General features: G+C 61.2%; 23 protein-coding genes. 7 read left to right on the top strand and 16 right to left on the bottom strand.

Annotated elements, in window-relative coordinates:
• Positions 1-147 precede the first annotated feature (147 nt).
• Entirely contained in the window at positions 148-1,338 is a 1,191-nt protein-coding gene (locus HZY77_RS17480) for a Do family serine endopeptidase (protein ID WP_296817558.1), read from the top strand.
• Here HZY77_RS17480 and HZY77_RS17475 read toward each other — a convergent pair.
• From HZY77_RS17475 to HZY77_RS17465, 3 genes are read right to left on the bottom strand one after another with little or no spacing between them, the layout of a single operon-like run.
• Positions 1,335-3,137 carry a DUF255 domain-containing protein gene (locus HZY77_RS17475; RefSeq protein WP_296817556.1) on the bottom strand — a complete coding sequence of 601 codons (1,803 nt, stop codon included), beginning with the start codon at positions 3,135-3,137 and terminating at the stop codon, positions 1,335-1,337. The genes HZY77_RS17480 and HZY77_RS17475 overlap by 4 nt on opposite strands.
• The gene (locus HZY77_RS17470) at positions 3,124-3,849 is read right to left on the bottom strand and encodes a hypothetical protein (RefSeq protein WP_296817554.1); all 726 of its coding nucleotides are present in this window, start codon (positions 3,847-3,849) and stop codon (positions 3,124-3,126) included. The genes HZY77_RS17475 and HZY77_RS17470 overlap by 14 nt, the downstream gene beginning before the upstream one ends.
• Positions 3,846-4,394 carry an RNA polymerase sigma factor gene (locus HZY77_RS17465; protein WP_296817552.1) on the bottom strand — a complete coding sequence of 183 codons (549 nt, stop codon included), beginning with the start codon at positions 4,392-4,394 and terminating at the stop codon, positions 3,846-3,848. The genes HZY77_RS17470 and HZY77_RS17465 overlap by 4 nt, the downstream gene beginning before the upstream one ends.
• A gap of 191 nt (positions 4,395-4,585) precedes the next feature.
• Between HZY77_RS17465 and HZY77_RS17460 the strand changes: the two genes are divergently transcribed.
• Positions 4,586-4,993, top strand: a complete 408-nt coding sequence (locus tag HZY77_RS17460) for a DsrE family protein (protein ID WP_296817550.1) — start codon at positions 4,586-4,588, stop codon at positions 4,991-4,993.
• A 114-nt stretch (positions 4,994-5,107) separates the two neighbouring features.
• Here HZY77_RS17460 and orn read toward each other — a convergent pair whose 3' ends face one another.
• Entirely contained in the window at positions 5,108-5,656 is a 549-nt protein-coding gene (gene orn / locus HZY77_RS17455; RefSeq protein WP_296770516.1) for an oligoribonuclease, read from the bottom strand.
• 110 nt (positions 5,657-5,766) lie between these two features.
• On the opposite strand from orn, the gene HZY77_RS17450 reads away from it, so the two are divergent.
• Both HZY77_RS17450 and HZY77_RS17445 read left to right on the top strand, forming a co-directional pair.
• A complete protein-coding gene (locus HZY77_RS17450) occupies positions 5,767-6,075 on the top strand; it encodes a cytochrome c (RefSeq protein ID WP_296817547.1) in 309 nt (102 codons plus the stop codon).
• An 11-nt stretch (positions 6,076-6,086) separates the two neighbouring features.
• Positions 6,087-6,428: a 4a-hydroxytetrahydrobiopterin dehydratase gene (locus HZY77_RS17445; RefSeq protein WP_296770521.1), complete on the top strand. Its 342-nt coding sequence runs from the start codon at positions 6,087-6,089 to the stop codon at positions 6,426-6,428.
• 120 nt (positions 6,429-6,548) lie between these two features.
• On the opposite strand, the gene HZY77_RS17440 is transcribed toward HZY77_RS17445, so the two are convergent.
• On the bottom strand, positions 6,549-6,755 hold the full coding sequence (locus HZY77_RS17440; protein ID WP_296817545.1) for a hypothetical protein: 207 nt from the start codon (positions 6,753-6,755) through the stop codon (positions 6,549-6,551).
• On the opposite strand from HZY77_RS17440, the gene rsgA reads away from it, so the two are divergent.
• Positions 6,738-7,463: a ribosome small subunit-dependent GTPase A gene (rsgA, locus tag HZY77_RS17435; RefSeq protein WP_296817543.1), complete on the top strand. Its 726-nt coding sequence runs from the start codon at positions 6,738-6,740 to the stop codon at positions 7,461-7,463. The genes HZY77_RS17440 and rsgA overlap by 18 nt on opposite strands.
• A gap of 31 nt (positions 7,464-7,494) precedes the next feature.
• Positions 7,495-8,004, top strand: coding sequence for a DsrE family protein (locus HZY77_RS17430; protein WP_296817541.1), 510 nt, complete (start codon positions 7,495-7,497; stop codon positions 8,002-8,004).
• A 20-nt stretch (positions 8,005-8,024) separates the two neighbouring features.
• Here HZY77_RS17430 and HZY77_RS17425 read toward each other — a convergent pair whose 3' ends face one another.
• The 10 genes from HZY77_RS17425 to HZY77_RS17380 all read right to left on the bottom strand — a co-directional run bounded on the left by HZY77_RS17425 (position 8,025) and on the right by HZY77_RS17380 (position 14,685).
• Entirely contained in the window at positions 8,025-8,459 is a 435-nt protein-coding gene (locus HZY77_RS17425) for a CBS domain-containing protein (protein ID WP_296656535.1), read from the bottom strand.
• 69 nt (positions 8,460-8,528) lie between these two features.
• Positions 8,529-9,074, bottom strand: a complete 546-nt coding sequence (locus tag HZY77_RS17420; protein ID WP_296656534.1) for a DJ-1 family glyoxalase III — start codon at positions 9,072-9,074, stop codon at positions 8,529-8,531.
• Between the two features lie 43 nt (positions 9,075-9,117).
• The gene (locus HZY77_RS17415; RefSeq protein WP_296817539.1) at positions 9,118-9,603 is read right to left on the bottom strand and encodes a YajQ family cyclic di-GMP-binding protein; all 486 of its coding nucleotides are present in this window, start codon (positions 9,601-9,603) and stop codon (positions 9,118-9,120) included.
• 2 nt (positions 9,604-9,605) lie between these two features.
• Entirely contained in the window at positions 9,606-10,181 is a 576-nt protein-coding gene (locus HZY77_RS17410) for a hypothetical protein (protein WP_296817537.1), read from the bottom strand.
• A gap of 8 nt (positions 10,182-10,189) precedes the next feature.
• Positions 10,190-10,501: a pyrimidine/purine nucleoside phosphorylase gene (locus HZY77_RS17405; protein ID WP_296817535.1), complete on the bottom strand. Its 312-nt coding sequence runs from the start codon at positions 10,499-10,501 to the stop codon at positions 10,190-10,192.
• 2 nt (positions 10,502-10,503) lie between these two features.
• Positions 10,504-11,733 (bottom strand): argininosuccinate synthase, encoded by a 1,230-nt coding sequence (locus HZY77_RS17400; protein WP_296817533.1) that lies wholly within the window; start codon positions 11,731-11,733, stop codon positions 10,504-10,506.
• Positions 11,648-11,986 carry a DUF2283 domain-containing protein gene (locus HZY77_RS17395; protein WP_296817531.1) on the bottom strand — a complete coding sequence of 113 codons (339 nt, stop codon included), beginning with the start codon at positions 11,984-11,986 and terminating at the stop codon, positions 11,648-11,650. Before HZY77_RS17395 ends, HZY77_RS17400 begins: the two co-directional genes overlap by 86 nt.
• Positions 11,983-12,900 carry an ornithine carbamoyltransferase gene (argF, locus tag HZY77_RS17390; RefSeq protein WP_296817529.1) on the bottom strand — a complete coding sequence of 306 codons (918 nt, stop codon included), beginning with the start codon at positions 12,898-12,900 and terminating at the stop codon, positions 11,983-11,985. The genes HZY77_RS17395 and argF overlap by 4 nt, the downstream gene beginning before the upstream one ends.
• On the bottom strand, positions 12,900-14,078 hold the full coding sequence (locus HZY77_RS17385; protein WP_296817527.1) for an acetylornithine transaminase: 1,179 nt from the start codon (positions 14,076-14,078) through the stop codon (positions 12,900-12,902). Before HZY77_RS17385 ends, argF begins: the two co-directional genes overlap by 1 nt.
• A gap of 106 nt (positions 14,079-14,184) precedes the next feature.
• A complete protein-coding gene (locus tag HZY77_RS17380) occupies positions 14,185-14,685 on the bottom strand; it encodes a urate hydroxylase PuuD (protein ID WP_296635468.1) in 501 nt (166 codons plus the stop codon).
• A 263-nt stretch (positions 14,686-14,948) separates the two neighbouring features.
• Here HZY77_RS17380 and HZY77_RS17375 point away from each other — a divergent pair, with 263 nt between their 5' ends.
• Positions 14,949-15,230 carry a DUF3579 domain-containing protein gene (locus tag HZY77_RS17375; protein ID WP_296656523.1) on the top strand — a complete coding sequence of 94 codons (282 nt, stop codon included), beginning with the start codon at positions 14,949-14,951 and terminating at the stop codon, positions 15,228-15,230.
• An 86-nt stretch (positions 15,231-15,316) separates the two neighbouring features.
• On the opposite strand, the gene rpsT is transcribed toward HZY77_RS17375, so the two are convergent.
• Positions 15,317-15,580, bottom strand: coding sequence for a 30S ribosomal protein S20 (gene rpsT, locus HZY77_RS17370; protein WP_296656521.1), 264 nt, complete (start codon positions 15,578-15,580; stop codon positions 15,317-15,319).
• Positions 15,581-15,718 lie beyond the last annotated feature (138 nt).

Here is a 15,718-nt window from a genome sequence, read left to right as displayed (position 1 = left end):
AACCTGAACGTGTTGCGATAAAACCGGCATTCTAACCAAATTGCCGCCCTCACCGGAAGCCCGTCGCAGCTAAAGAGCAATCGCCACCCACGCTGGGCTATAATTGTCCAGCCGTAAAATTACGCCAAGTCTCTGAATTTAATCGAAATGCATATACGCAAACTCTGGTTGCTCTTCGCTCAAACCACCACTGTGGCACTTGGCGTATTGTTCATCATCGCTCTGTTCAAACCCGATCTTCTGCGCTGGCAGACACCCGCACCGAGCCTGACCATCCAGCAGGCTGCGCAATCCGCCAGCCGCACGCTCACGCCCGTCGAATCCTTTGCCCCGGCAGCACAGAAAGTGATTCCGTCGGTGGTCAACGTCTTCACGCAGCAAAAAGTCAGCAGCCCGGCCCACCCTGCCCTGCAGGATCCGATCTTCCGCTACTTTNTTGGCGACCGGCTGGATGCACGCCCGCGCGAAGTATCCAATCTGGGATCGGGCGTGATCATCAGTCCAAACGGCTACATCCTCACCAATCAGCACGTTGTCGAAGCCGCCGACGAAATCCAGGTGGCCTTGGCCAACGGCAAGACCGTACCCGCCCGCGTAGTCGGTTCCGATCCGGAGACCGATCTGGCAGTGCTGAAAATCGATGCCAACAATCTGCCGGCGATCACTTTTGCCGAATCCGACAGCCTCAAGGTGGGTGACTGGGTGCTGGCTGTCGGCAATCCGTTCGGCGTCGGGCAGACCGTCACTGCCGGCATCGTCAGCGCGCTCGGACGCACTCATCTGGGCATCAACACCTTCGAGAACTTCATCCAGACCGATGCCGCCATCAACCCCGGCAACTCAGGCGGCGCGCTGGTCGATGCATCCGGCAACCTGGTCGGGATCAACAGCGCGATCTATTCGCGCACCGGCGGTTCGCAGGGTATCGGCTTTGCCATTCCGGTCAGCATCGCCCGCAAGGTGATGGAACAGATCATCAAATCCGGCAGCGTGACGCGTGGCTGGGTCGGCGTCGAGGTGCAGGATCTGAGCCCCGAACTGGCTGAATCGTTCAGCCTGAAGAGCGCCGAAGGCGCCTTGATCGCCGGCGTGCTGAAAGGCGGGCCAGCCGACGTCGGCGGCATCCGTCCAGGCGACATCCTGCTGGCCGTCAACGGCCGCGTGGTGGCCGACTCCGCATCGCTGCTCAATCTGATTGCCGCGCTGAAACCGGGCGAAGATGCACAACTGACCGTCGCGCGCAAACAGCAGACCCTGAATCTGAAAATCCAGGTCGGTCGACGTCCCATGCAGCGCACGGTGGAATCGACGCAAGCACCCGAGCCCGAGATCAACTAGTCCGGCTGGAGGTTCGCCAGCACGCGCGTACGCGTGGGATAGGCATACGGGTCCTGCTCCATGGCCGGCAGGCGCCACCGTGCGGCACGACGCGCCTGCTGATTCAAAACGGGATCCTGCACGCGCAGGCTGGCCAAGATGAGCACGTCGGATGGCGAATACAGCGCGCCGTCGTCCAGCACCGGCTCGGCCTGCAAGGTCGCCAGCAAGGGCTTCGTCTCGCGCTTCCAGCCCTCCTCATGCCAGAACAAGCGCCAGGCGGTCTGGGCAAGCCGCCGGGCTCGTTCGCGCGATTGTGCGTTGCCCGTGGCATCGGCATGGTCGAGCAGACCCTGCACCACATAGGCGTAATCCTCCAGCTCCGCATCCGGCAGTATCTTGCCATGCGCCATCGCCTTCATCAGCCGCCCGTCCCGGGTCAACCGCGTCAACAGAAAATGCTGCAAACGGTCGGCTTCCTGGCGGTAGGCCGGATCGAGCCGGCTGGCCTGACTGAACGCCGACAGCGCGAGACCGTTCAGGCCGGCGTTCAACTTGTCGTCCTTGGGCAGGCTACGCATGCGCCTCACGGGATACAAGATGCGCGCGGCCTCGACGAGCAACGGGCGCTCGTCAGCCGTGGGNGGAACATATTCCGCAGGCAGGTAGCCCGCGTCGAAACTGCGCGGCGCATCGAGGCGCCACACCCGGTGCGCGGCCGCGTACACCGCGGGCGGCAAGCGCCGTTTCAGTTCATCGGGCATCCACAGATACGTCGCGCCTTCGCGCCCGGCCACATCGACCGCCGATGTGCTGCTGTAGAAGCCGCCACGCGCATCCCGCAATTCATCCTGCATGAACCCGAGCGTACCGCGGGCAATCTCGCGATAACGGGGTTGTTCCAATACCGTCGCGGCGCGCAGATACAGCACGGCCAGCTGCGCATTGTCGTAGAGCATTTTCTCGAAGTGCGGCGTATCCCAGTCGGGGTCGACGGTATAGCGGAAAAAACCGCCGCCAATATGATCCCGCATGCCGCGTGCCGCCATCTGATCAAATGTCAGGCGCAAGAATTCACCCAGCCTGGCGTCAGGTTGCTGCGCCTGGCGATCCAGCAAGGCGCTCAATTGCGGCGCCATGGGAAATTTGCTGACCTGTCCAAAACCGCCATGCAGACTGTCGGCCTCCTGCCACACGCCGGTCATGAAGCGTTCCCAGGCCTGTTCGCTCCGCGCAGCCGTCAGCGGTGCATCCGCTGGTCGCTGGGCTGGCGGCGGCGCAGCCAGTGAAGCCAGCCGACGAATGCCGGCCCCATCCGATTTCCAACGTGCGGAAAGCTGGGTCAACAGCGTGCGGAATGCATCGGGAGGCGCATACAAGACCGTGAACGCCGGATAGCCTTCCGGCGTCACGAAGGCATTCAGAGGCCAGCCCGCCGCGCCCTGAAGACGTGCGGAAAATGTTTGCAGGGCATCGTCGAGCCCGGTGTTGAGCTCACGATCGACCTTGACCGGGATGAAGTCCCGGTTGAGCAAGGCCGCGATCTGCGGGTTCTTGTAGCTCTCGCGCTGCATCACATGGCACCAGTGGCAGGCGAAATAGCCGACCGAAACGAACAGCAGCTTGTTTTCCTGTCGCGCCCGCGCAATCGTGGCGGCATTCCATTCCTGCCAGGCTACCGGATCGTGCCCATGCAAAGCCAGATAGGGCGACGGATGATTGGCGAGTTGATTGACCAGCGGGGCTGCGCCCGCCTGGGCGGGCAACAGCAGAAACAGCATCAGGACGGCAAGAACGGTGTCGCGCTTAAACCCGAACATAGGTCCAGCCTTGCTGGAGCCGGGAAATGATTTCGCCGATGGCAGTGGGGGCCGTCCGGGTAGCCGGCAGCAATTCCACTTTCTGGCCCTCGCTGGTGTAACGGGCAACCGTCTGGCCGCACGCCACCCACTGCAGGTTAGCATGACGCTGCCTCATGCGTGCGATACGTTCTGCATAGGGACTGTGGCCGGCGCGCAGGAGTTCGATGCCATGACTGTTGGCGATGACTTCAAGCTGCATGGCGCGACCTTGCCGGTCCGCGTCGTCCAGAAGCTGATCGGCCCGATCCAGCGCCGCGCGCATCTTCTCCGGCGCCGCACTGTCGATATGCAGGATGATGCGATTGGGATCGGCTTCGCGCGCCAGGCTGACTGTCCGATACCCATCTGGAACCGCAGCAGGCTGCGTGACGTCTGCCTGCCACGCCAGTCCACGCAAAGCCCAGCCACTGCTCAAGCCGACGAGCAGAACCAGGCAGCCGAATGCACAACGTTGCATCAACTGCCGGCGATGAACGGGCGGCCGAGCGTCGATGACCGGCGGTTCGGCGTATGCCAGCTTGACCATGCTGCGCAGGCTGCGCAACGCGCAAACACGCTGTGCCAATGCCGGGTCTTGCTGCGTCCGCGCGATCAGCGTTTCGCTCTCGGCCACATCGAGTTCGCCATCGATGAACGCATGCAGAATCTCATCCGAAACAGCGGGTTTCATTTGACCCTCCTCAACTGCGGCTGGGCTGCCGACTGTCGCATTGCAGGCCCCAGCAGATTTTTCAGGGATGCGCGCGCGCGANNCAGGCGGCTCATCACCGTACCGACCGGGATGTCCAGGATCCCGGCTACTTCGGCATAACTGAATTCCTCCAGGTCGACCAGCGTCAGAACCTGACGCTGCCCCAGCGGCAGGCGTGCCACGGCCTTGCGTACGCAGGCGATCACCTGCTCGCGATCGCAACAGGCATCGGGGCTGTCTGCAGTGGATTCGAGTTCGTCCTGCCAGTCCTCGACATCGTCGAAGTCGCGCCGGCTGCGCAAGTGATCGAGCCAGCAGTGGTTCATGATCGACACCATCCATGCCTTCAGGGACGACTCATCGCGCAACTGTCCACGCCGCGTCCAGCCCTTGGAGAGGGCTTCCTGAACCAGATCGTCCGCCAGCGCGGCGTCATGGCACCAGGCAAAGGCAATTCGGTAGAGCACCGGGCGCAAGGCTTCGATACCGGGGCGCGGCGGACCAAAAAGAAGGCGACTGAGCATGATCATGTCCGGTTGACGGGGAAGATAGTCCTTTTATTCCAGAAAAAGCGCCCTCCGGAATGGAATAAGCGTTCCAGTAGGTCCGTCCTACCAACAGGCTTGCCCGATAAAGCCGGTTTATTCATATCAAATCAGGAGACCTCTAATGACCCACTCTCACCCCGCTGCTTGCCGCCCTGTTGCTGGCGACCATGCCCATCGCCCACGCCGCACCGCCTGCCGAGGCAGCGGCGCCAGCCGCGGCTACCGACGAGGCAAAAGTCGTCTACCACATCAACGATGCTTCCGTCGCCCGTGCCGCCATGAACAATATCAACAACGAACTCAACGCCAGTCCGACCGACAAGATCGTCGTGGTGGCTCACGGCAAAGGGATCGATTTCCTGCTCAACGACGCCAAGGATGACAAGGGCGCTTATGAATCCCAGGTCGCCGCGCTGAAGAATCGCGGGGTTGATTTCCGCGTCTGTAACAACACCCTCCATGCCCGCAAACTGGGCCCTGACGCGGTCATCATGGAAGCCAAGGTGGTACCGTCCGGTGTGGCTGAGCTTGCCCGTTTGCAGGCCAAGGAAGGTTACGTCTACATCAAGCCCTGATCCTTCCCCGGAACCGCCGGTTACGGCGGTCCCTCCAGGATGCCAGCCGATTTCGAGAATAATTCCGCGAGATTCACGGTTGTCTCCTCCTGCAGCGGCCGGCCGGCCGCTTTTTTATTCCGCGCGGATGAAGTGCTCGCGGTAGTACTTCATCTCGTCGATGGATTCATAGATGTCGGCCAGTGCTTCGTGCTTGTTGGATTTCTTGAACGCTTCGGACAGCCCTGGCCGCCAGCGCTTGGCCAGTTCCTTCAACGTGCTGACATCCAGGTTGCGATAGTGGAAGAACGCTTCCAGCTGCGGCATGTAGCGTGCCATGAAGCGGCGGTCCTGGCAGATCGAGTTGCCGCACATCGGTGAGGTTCGGGCAGGCACGTGCTGCTTCACGAATTCCAGCATCTGCGCCTCGACTTCGGCTTCGTTCAGTTGCGAGGCCTTGACGCGGTCGATCAGCCCCGATTTTCCATGCGTGCCCTTGTTCCAGCTGTCCATGGCATCCATCACCTCGTCAGGTTGATGTACAACCAGCACCGGGCCCTCGGCCACGGTATTGAGATCGGCATCGGTCACAACGATGGCGAGTTCGATGATGCGATCGGTATCGGGCGACAAGCCGGTCATTTCCATGTCGAGCCAGAGCAGATGCGTAGGGTTCAGGGCCATATCAACGTTCCTTCGGAAAACAGGCTGCCATTTTCGCACACGATGCATTCGGTGCTGGCGCAATTGCAGGCCAGTGACGATAATGATCGGACAAGCAAGAGGAGATTTTCATGAAAACCGTGACCGCACTCATCTGTGGCGCCCTGCTGGCCGGCGGCGCCCACGCCGCGCCTTTTGCCAAGGGCGATCCCAAGATCGGCAAGGCCCTGCACGACAAGGCGTGCACCAGCTGCCATGTCAGCATGTACGGCGGCGACGGCAGCAAGATCTACACGCGCGCCGACCGCAAGGTCAAAACACCGCAGCAACTCGCCGCCCGCATTTCCGGTTGCAATGCCAACACCGGCGCCGGCTGGTTCCCGGAGGACGAGGCACACGTCGGTGCCTATCTCAATCAGCAATATTACAAATTCAAGTAAGGATGCCCATCATGACCACCATTGTCGAAGAACTTGTCCGCAAAAAGTGTGCGCCCTGCGAAGGCGGGGTCGCGCCGCTGACCGATGCGCAGATTGCGCCATTGTTGAAGGGCCTCGCCGGCTGGCAGCGCGACGGCATCAAGATCGCCAAGGAGTACACGTTCAAGAATCACTATCATGCCCAGGCGTTCACCAATGCCGTGATGTGGGTGTCGCACCGCGAAGATCACCATCCCTACCTGCTCGTCGGCTACAACACCGTCAAGGTCGAATTCTGGACCCACGCCATCGGCGGTCTTTCCGAGAATGATTTCATCTGCGCGGCCAAGGTCGATAGCCTGCTGGAGTTGTGAGCATCAAGATGTGCGCGCTGTCATCCGTTTAGCCTTTCAGCTTGTCCAACGGGGAATCGACGCAATCATGAGCCGGATGAAAATCATCGGCGCCCATGCCATGCTGATCGGCCTGTCCGGTCAGGTCAGGGCAGCCAGCAACGGAATCTGCCCATTCTGAACATTCTGACCGGCCAGGTCACTGCCGCATTCAGTCGTCGCTTCATCGTCGCAACCACCGACGGCGACCTGCCCTGCCAGGTCAAAGGCCGCCACCTGCGCGTGGTCTGCGGCGACCGCGTCGATGTCCGGCGCGATGGCGATGCAGGCGTGATCGAGGCGGTGCATCCGCGTGCCAGCCTGCTGTATCGCTCCGATGCCTTCAAATCCAAGGCCATCGCCGCCAACGTCACGCAGCTGGCCGTGGTGGTTGCAGCGCGCCCGAGCTTTTCGATGGAACTGATGCAGCGCTGCATCCTGGCCGCAGAAGACCAGGGCATCGCCAGCCTGTTGATTCTCAACAAGGCAGACCTGCCGGAAACACCGGCCGCACGCGAACGCCTGACGCTGCTCACCCGCATCGGCTACCCGCTCGTCACGTTATCGGCGCTGGCCGATATCGCACCATTACGGCCGGCCTTGCAGGGCCATACCACTCTGCTGATCGGCCAGTCAGGCATGGGCAAATCGACCCTGATCAATGCGCTCTTTCCCGCTGCCGAAGCGGTCACCGCCGAGTATTCCGAAGCGCTCGACAGTGGACGCCACACGACCACCCATACCCGTCTGCACCGTCTGAACGCCGATTCGACCGTGATCGATTCGCCCGGTCTGCAGGAGTTTGCCCTGCAGCATCTGGACGCCAATGCCCTGGCACACGCCTTCGTCGAATTCCGTCCATTTCTGGGGCTATGCCGGTTCCGCGACTGCAGGCACGAGTCCGAACCGGGTTGCCGCCTCCTGGAAGCGGCGGCGGCTGGCGAAATCGATCCGGCGCGGCTCAAGCTGTTCCAGACGCTGCGGCGCCTGCAGCAAAACGCCGCTCAGCGCCTATAAAGCAAGCTCCTCCCCTGCAAGGAGCGCGACCATGAAATCGCTTCTGATTGCGTTGGCAGGCCTATTTCTCGGCCTGTGCACGTCGGCGCACGCTGCGGGGACGTGGGTGGCTACGCCCTATGCGCCGGCCAAGGTCGTGTTCGAGTTCTATCTGGATCACCCGCAGAAAATCGGCAGTGCGCTCTACTGGGTGCGCTCGCTGATGAACCCCTTGCTGGAAGCGCCTTACAACTATTCGCCCGAAGACCTGAGCCTCGTCGTCGTGATCCACGGCAACGAAATCGTGACGGTGGCGAAAAGGAACGAGGCGACGTACCAGGATGCGGTCGATCGCATGCGCTACTACGCCGGACTCGGTGTGAAGTTCAAGGTGTGCGGACAGGCGGCCGCGGACTTCGGCTACAAGGTGGAGGACTTCCAGGACTTCATCGAAGTCGTGCCCAATGCCATCACCGAGCTGGCACACTGGCAGCAGCAAGGCTATGCGCTGATCGTGCCCAAGGTCATGGAAAAGACGATCGACATCGAGTCGATCCGCTAACCAGCCTGGGGATGGGACGCTTACTCCGGCCAGTGCTTGATGTAGCGCTTCAACAGGCTGTTTTCGAAATTGGCTTCCTTGAGGCAGGCACGCGCCACGTCGTGAAAGGAAATGATGCCGAGCAGTTTGTTGCCGTCGAGAATCGGCAGGTGTCCGATATGCGACTTGGTCATCACATCGCGCGCATAGTCGACCGAGTCCTCGGCGTTGGCCACCACCGGTTCGGTCACCATGATGGTGCTGACCTCCGCGTCCTTGAGATTGCAGCCCTGCTTGACCATCCCCTGCACCACATCGCGTTCGGTCAGGAGCCCCACCATCTCGTCATTCTTGAGCACGACCAGCGAACCGACCCCCAGGCTCACCAGCTTGTCGACGGCGCTTGCGACTGAGTCTGTGGGTGCAATGCTGTAGATGGTGTCACTTTTGAGGGTGAGAATTTCGCGAATCTGCATGGCGGTCTCCGGTTCGAGAGGGTATTTGGTATAGGTTTCTCAATAATAGCAACGACGGCGCATGGCCGGCTATGGCCTGACCAGAGCAGCCTCGACTTGCTGGCGTTTGTCGGCCCCCGCTAGCGTCTCGATCAGCGCCAGCGCGAAATCCATCGCCGTGCCGGGTCCGCGCGAGGTCAGCACTTTGCCATCCTGCACCACGGCCGCCGCGCTGACGGTCACGCCGGGCAAGGCATCAAGAAAGCCGGGGTAGCTGGTGGCCTGCCTGCCCTCAAGCACGCCCGCTTCGGCGAGCACCATCGGCGCAGCACAAATGGCGGCGGTGTATTTCCCCGCTGCCGCCATGTCCTTCAGCAACCGGAGAATACGCGGGTCCGATTTCAGGTGGGCCGCACCGGGCATGCCACCCGGCAGCACCACCATGTCGTACTCGTCCTGCAGGGCGCTATCCAGCGTCAGATCCGGCACCAGCTGCACGCCGCGGCTAGCTTTGACGACGCCAGGATTGAGTCCGGCGCTCACCACTTCGATGCCGGCACGGCGCAACAGATCGATGATGGTGACAGCCTCGAGCTCTTCGCAGCCGTCCGCCAGCGGAACCAAAACCTTGGCCATATTCGTCTCCTGGTGCTCAGTTTCGAAATTCGTGACTGAATGGTCAATCGCGGAAATTCTGATACTGCAGCGGAAAGTCGGTGATGCTCTTCCGCACCAGCGCGATGGTCTCCTGCAGCACGTCACGCTTGGCACCCGACACGCGCACGGTGTCGCCCTGAATACTGGCCTGCACCTTCAGCTTGCTGTCCTTGATGCATTTGACGATCTTCTTCGCCAGTTCGGTCTCGACGCCGGTTTTCACGGTCACGCTGCGCTTGACCTTGTTGCCCGAGACCTTCTCGACGCTGCCGATGTCCAGGCATTTCACGTCGACGCTGCGCTTGGCGAGCTTCTGCGACAGAATGTCCTGCACCTGGTCGAGCTGGAATTCGGTGTCGGCATAGACCGTCAGCACGTAGTCGGCCTGCTCGACACGGGCATCGGAGCCCTTGAAATCGAAACGGGTGGACACTTCCTTGTTGACCTGGTCGACCGCGTTGCGCACTTCCTGCTTGTCGACTTCGGACACGATGTCAAAACTCGGCATGTTTACTCCTCAACGTCCATCACAAACGACTGCACCGGCAAACCCGACTCGTCGTGGAATTCAGCCGCCGCCATCACGCCCAGCCGCGCCACCGCCTCGGCATCGAGCGAAGGTGCGCGGTAGGCCGCGTACATCGCGCCCAGGGCATACGGGCTACCGCTGCCGTAAGCATAGAATTTCGAGAATTCCTGCACCGTGCGATGCGCTGCCACGCCGAAGATCCCCTTCGGATTAGCGATCAGCACGTCCATGCGGCTGGACTCCAGGTCCTCTTCCTTATCCTCGCCGGTCTGCAGATAGTAGTGCTCCTTGAGCACGCCATGCAGGGCGTTCCATACGCTGAAGATGTCTGCCACTGAATCCAGCGACGGCGGCGTGTCCAGTCCGGAAAAATAATCCGCCAGGATCAGCTTGAAGGTTGCCGATCCGGTAATCGCCACGAGGCTGTTGCCGACGCGAATGATCTTCTCGTGGTTCGCCACATAGGCGGCGGATTCCTTGCCACCGCCCCATTTCGTCAACGTGTCTGCCGCAATCGCGATGCGGCCGCCTTTCCGGACGACAGTGACGGTAGTCATGATTCAGTTCAGCCGAAGTGGCAGACGTAGTGGTAAGGCTCGCTGGACACCTCGATGTCGAAACTGGAATTGCCGGGCACGTTGAACGATTCGCCCGCATGGCAGCTTTTCCAGTCGCCACCCTGGAGCTTGTAGCGACAACTGCCCGCCACGGTCTCCATGATTTCAGGCGCGCCGGTGTTGAAGGTGAGCGTGGACGGGAGGATCACGCCGACCGATTTCTTGGTGCCGTCGGCGAACTGGACCGTGTGCGACACGCACTTGCCGTCGAAATAGACGTTGGCCTGCTTGGTGACGGCGACATTGTCGAACTGGGACATGCTTATTTTCTCCGTGCGTCGAGTTTGGCTGCGATGCGCATGCGCAGCGCGTTGAGCTTGATGAAGCCGCCTGCATCCTTCTGGTCGTAGGCGCCGGCGTCGTCCTCGAACGTGGCGATGGTCGAATCGAACAGCGAATCCGTCTTCGAATCGCGACCGACGACAATGACATTGCCCTTGTAGAGCTTGAGCCGCACCGTGCCGTTGGCATGCTGCTGCGTGTGGTCGATCAGCGTTTGCAGGGCCACGCGCTCGGGCGCCCACCAGTAGCCGTTGTAGATCAGGCTGGCATAGCGCGGCATCAAATCATCCTTCAGGTGCGCGACTTCGCGGTCGAGCGTGATCGATTCGATTGCGCGATGCCCCTTCAGCAGGATGGTGCCGCCGGGNGTTTCGTAGCAGCCGCGCGACTTCATGCCGACGTAGCGGTTCTCGACCAGATCGAGGCGGCCGATGCCGTGCTTGCCGCCGAGCTCATTGAGCTTGGCGAGCACTTCGTGCGCCTTCATGGCCTGACCGTTGATCGCGACGACGTCACCGCTGGCGTAGGTCAGTTCGAGGTACTCGGCCTGATCGGGCGCCTTCTCCGGCGACACGGTCCAGCGCCACATATCTTCTTCGGCCTCGGCGTTCGGGTCCTCGAGATGGCGGCCTTCGTAGCTGATGTGCAGCAGGTTGGCGTCCATCGAATACGGCGACCCACCCTGGCGGTGCTTCATGTCGATGGGAATGCCGTGGCTCTCGGCATAGGCGAGCAGCTTCTCGCGCGAGAGCAGGTCCCACTCGCGCCACGGCGCGATCACCTTGACGTCGGGCTTCAGCGCGTAGGCGCCGAGCTCGAAGCGCACCTGGTCGTTGCCCTTGCCGGTGGCGCCGTGACAGATGGCGTCGGCACCGGTCGCGTTGACGATCTCGATCAGGCGTTTGGCGATCAACGGACGGGCGATCGACGTACCGAGCAGGTATTCGCCTTCGTACACGGTGTTCGCACGGAACATGGGAAACACGAAGTCTCGTACGAACTCCTCGCGCAGGTCGTCGATGTAGATCTGCTCGGGCTTGATGCCGAATTGCAGCGCCTTCGCACGTGCCGGTTCGAGTTCTTCGCCCTGTCCCAGGTCGGCCGTGAAGGTGACCACCTCGCATTTATAGGTGTCCTGCAGCCATTTCAGGATGACCGAGGTGTCGAGGCCGCCGGAATAGGCCAGTACAACTTTCTTGATGTCGTTCATGGTGTGTGTATTCAGTGGGNNTGGAACCGGATGTGTTCTTGTCGATGATCTCGACCTGACCGGGAAAGCCGCCGATCTTCAGGATGTCGAGATTGGTGGCGAGGCTGGCCTTCTCGATCTCGATGCCGACCACGCGGCCGTCTTCCGACAGGTTGAGCACGATGCCCTCGTGTGCCTCCCACGCCTGCGCGGGATTTTCGGGACTGATTTCGACATAGAGCGAGTCCATGTCCCTGAAGTAGGCGATGTTCATGATTCGATTTTTCCTAACAGTAGATATTCCATCAGCGCCTTTTGCACATGCAGGCGGTTCTCGGCTTCGTCCCACACCACCGACTGCGGGCCGTCGATCACCTCGGCGGTGACTTCCTCGCCACGGTGCGCGGGCAGGCAGTGCATGAACACGGCATCGGATTTCGCCACTGCCATCATCTCGGTATCCACCTGCCAGTCGGCGAAAGCCTTCAGACGCTCGTCGTTCTCCGCCTCCCAGCCCATGCTGGTCCACACGTCGGTGGTCACCAGATCGGCGCCGCGGCAGGCGTCCATCGGGTCGGCGAAGCTTTCGTAATTATCGGTTCCGTACAGATTGGCGCGTTCGGGCTCGACCTCATAGCCCGGTGGCGTCGACACGTGCACGTTGAAATCAAGCACTTCGGCGGCCTGCAGCCAGGTGTTGCACATGTTATTGGAGTCGCCGACCCACGCCACCGTCTTGCCCTGGATCGAGCCGCGATGCTCGATGAAGGTGAAGATATCGGCCAGGATCTGGCAGGGGTGATATTCGTTGGTCAGCCCGTTGATCACCGGCACACGCGAGTGCGAGGCAAAGCGCTCGATGATCTCCTGCTCGAAGGTGCGGATCATCACGATGTCGACCATGCGCGAGATGACCTCGCCCGCGTCCTCCACCGGCTCGCCACGCCCCAGCTGGGTGTCGCGCGTGTTGAGGTAGATCGCCGAGCCGCCGAGCTGGTGCATGCCGGCCTCGAACGACAGCCGGGTGCGCGTCGAGCTTTTCTCGAAGATCATCGCCAGCGTACGGTCAACCAGCGGGTGATACGGCTGATAGCGCTTGAAACGCGACTTGATCAGCCGCGCGCGTTCGAACAGGTAGTTCAGTTCGTCACGCGACAGATCCTTGAATTGCAGGAAATGTTTCAGCATCACGCTGCCTGCTGCAGGTAGTTTTTCACGATGCCTGAAACCGCCGTGACCAGCGCATCGACCTCGGCTTCGCCGTAAATCAACGGCGGTACCAGACGAATGACCGTATCGGACGTGACGTTGATCAGCACGCCGGCATCGCGCGCCACCGCCACCAGTTCGCCACAGGGGCGATCCAGTTCGATACCGATCATCATGCCCTCGCCGCGGATGTCGACCACGCCGTGCACGCCGACGAGTGCTGCGCGCAGGCCACTTCGGATGGCTTCGCGCACGCGCACGTTGTCGAGCAGCTTCTCTTCTTCAATGGCCTGAAGCGTTGCCAATGCCGCAGCGCAAGCCAGTGGGTTGCCGCCAAANGTGGAGCCGTGGCTGCCGGGCGTGAACACTTCGGCCGCCGCGCCGCGTGCCAGACAGGCGCCGATCGGCACGCCAGAGCCCAGGCCTTTGGCCAGCGCCATTACATCCGGCAAAACACCGCTATGCTGGAAGCCGAACCAGGTGCCCGTGCGACCGATGCCGGTCTGGACCTCGTCCAGCATCAGCAGCCAGCCATGGGCATCGCATATCTGTCGCAACTCGGCGAGGTATTCCGACGGCAGCACGTTGATGCCGCCTTCGCCTTGCACCACTTCGATCAGCACCGCGACCACGCTCTTGTTGTGCTCGGCGACATGGCGGATGGCTTCCAGATCGTTGAACGGCACCCGCGCGAAGCCGGACAGGAGNGGTTCGAAACCCGCCTGGATCTTGCGGCTGCCAGTGGCGGTCAGCGTCGCCATGGTGCGGCCATGGAAGGCCTTTTCCATCACGATGATGGTCGGCACCTCGATGCCCTTGTTGTGGCCATACAGGCGCGCCAGCTTGATCGCCGCCTCGTTGGCCTCGCACCCCGAATTGCAGAAGAAGGCCTTGTCCATGCCGGCCAGTCCGCACAGTTTGTCGGCCAGTTCCTCCTGCCGCAGCACGCGATACAGGTTGGACGAATGGATCAGCGTCGCGGCCTGCTCGCTGATCGCCTTGACCAGCCTGGGATGGGCATGTCCAAGTCCGTTCACCGCCACGCCCGCGACCGCATCGAGATAACGCTTGCCGGACTCGTCCCACAGATAGGCGCCCTCCCCGCGCACGAAGGCAACGGGCTGGCGGTTATAGGTATTCATCAAATGTGTCGTCATGGCAGTCCTCAACCAGGCTGTCCTGAAATAGCTGCGCTACTTAGAATGAAACAGCGAAATAGAAAACGGCGGCAAAAGCCGCCGTGCTTGTCATGCAGCGCCTTGATTATAGGCCGAAAAGCGCCCGATGAGACCACCCACCCGCCATGAAGAACAGCATCGGAATCGACAACATGGTATTGGTGCGGGATGCCAGGAAGGCCACCCGGCGCGCCTTGTTCTTCTCGCCGTCGGATGCCGTGACCATGCCCAGTATCTTTTTCTGGTTCGGCCAGATCAGCACCCAGACATTGAACAGCATGATGGTGCCCAGCCATGCGCCAATCCCGATCCCGCCCATGCCGTTACGCAGCAGGAAGGCATCGACGAACAGCGGGCCCAGCAGGGCCGCGCCGGCGAGCCAGGTCACGACCGCCGCCCAGCGGAAGAACAGCAGGGCGCGCGGCGCGACATGTTTGGTGATACCGCCCGCCGTGCCATCTGCAGCGGCATTTTTCAGCGCGGCCACCTGAACGAAATTGAAGTAATACAGCAAGCCGATCCACATGACGCCTGCCATGAAATGGATCCAGCGGGCCAGGACTGCTGCGATATTGATATTCTCCATTGTCCAGTCTCCCTTTAGCCCAGAAAATTTCTGGCAAAGACATACAGCACGGCGGTCAGCACAAAACCGGCGATGACCGTTCCCCACAGCGAATCGAGCGGATTTTTCATGATTTTCTCCTCCTGATGAATTGTTGACAATTTTTGTCAGGTAAACCAGCGCCAGTATCTTCAAAATGCCGCAAACGCGCAAGCGAAGCCGCCCCAGCGCGCCTTTCCCTGCATGCTAAAATCCGGCAATTCCTTCCATCGCCCACCCACCCCATGGATGACGCCACCGCCAACGCCCCCTTCATCATTCGCGGCCTCACCAGCAAGGGTTCGCGGTTTCGCCCAAGCGACTGGGCCGATCGTCTGGCAGGCGCCTTCGCTGTCATCGATCCCAACAACCGCACCAACTATTCGCCCTATGTACAGCCGACCACACTGGACGGCATCCGCTGCGTCGTCGTGGATAAAAAGCTCAAGACGGCCGATCCCAACGCCTACCGGTTTTTACAGACCTTTGCCGAGAGCAACGAACTGCTCACCGAGAATGGCGACTGATCGATGCCGGACCGGAAATGAAAACGCCGCTGTATGCGGCGTTTTCATGGTGTGGTGCGGGTTTTATACCGGGGAGCGTCCGCCGCTCAGGCCATGCTCTTGACCGCCAGCGAAAGGCGGCTCTTGTGGCGCGCAGCCTTGTTCTTGTGGACGATTTGCTTGTCGGCGATGCTGTCGATCACGCTCATGGAAGCCTGGAACACCTGCTGCGCGGCGGCCTTGTCGCCCGCTTCGATGGCTTTGCGCACCTTCTTGATCGCGGTGCGGAGCTCGGAACGCTGGCTCATGTTGCTGTCGCGCTGGGCGCTGGCTTGACGTGCGCGCTTGCGCGCCTGGGCGGAGTTCGCCATATATTTCTGCTCCTGTGAACCCCGCGCCTTGCGCAGGGCAATTAATCTAGTAGGCACCCCATTCGGCATGGGGCTGATTCACCAAAGCCCGCGATTGTACGGGACAACGCCACAAAATCAAGCCCGCGGCACGCGGAG

This window comes from Thiobacillus sp., from assembly GCF_013693775.1.
GTDB lineage: Bacteria > Pseudomonadota > Gammaproteobacteria > Burkholderiales > Thiobacillaceae > Thiobacillus.
Note: the sequence above shows the minus strand (reverse complement) of the source record. Positions and strands in the feature narration are given on the sequence as shown.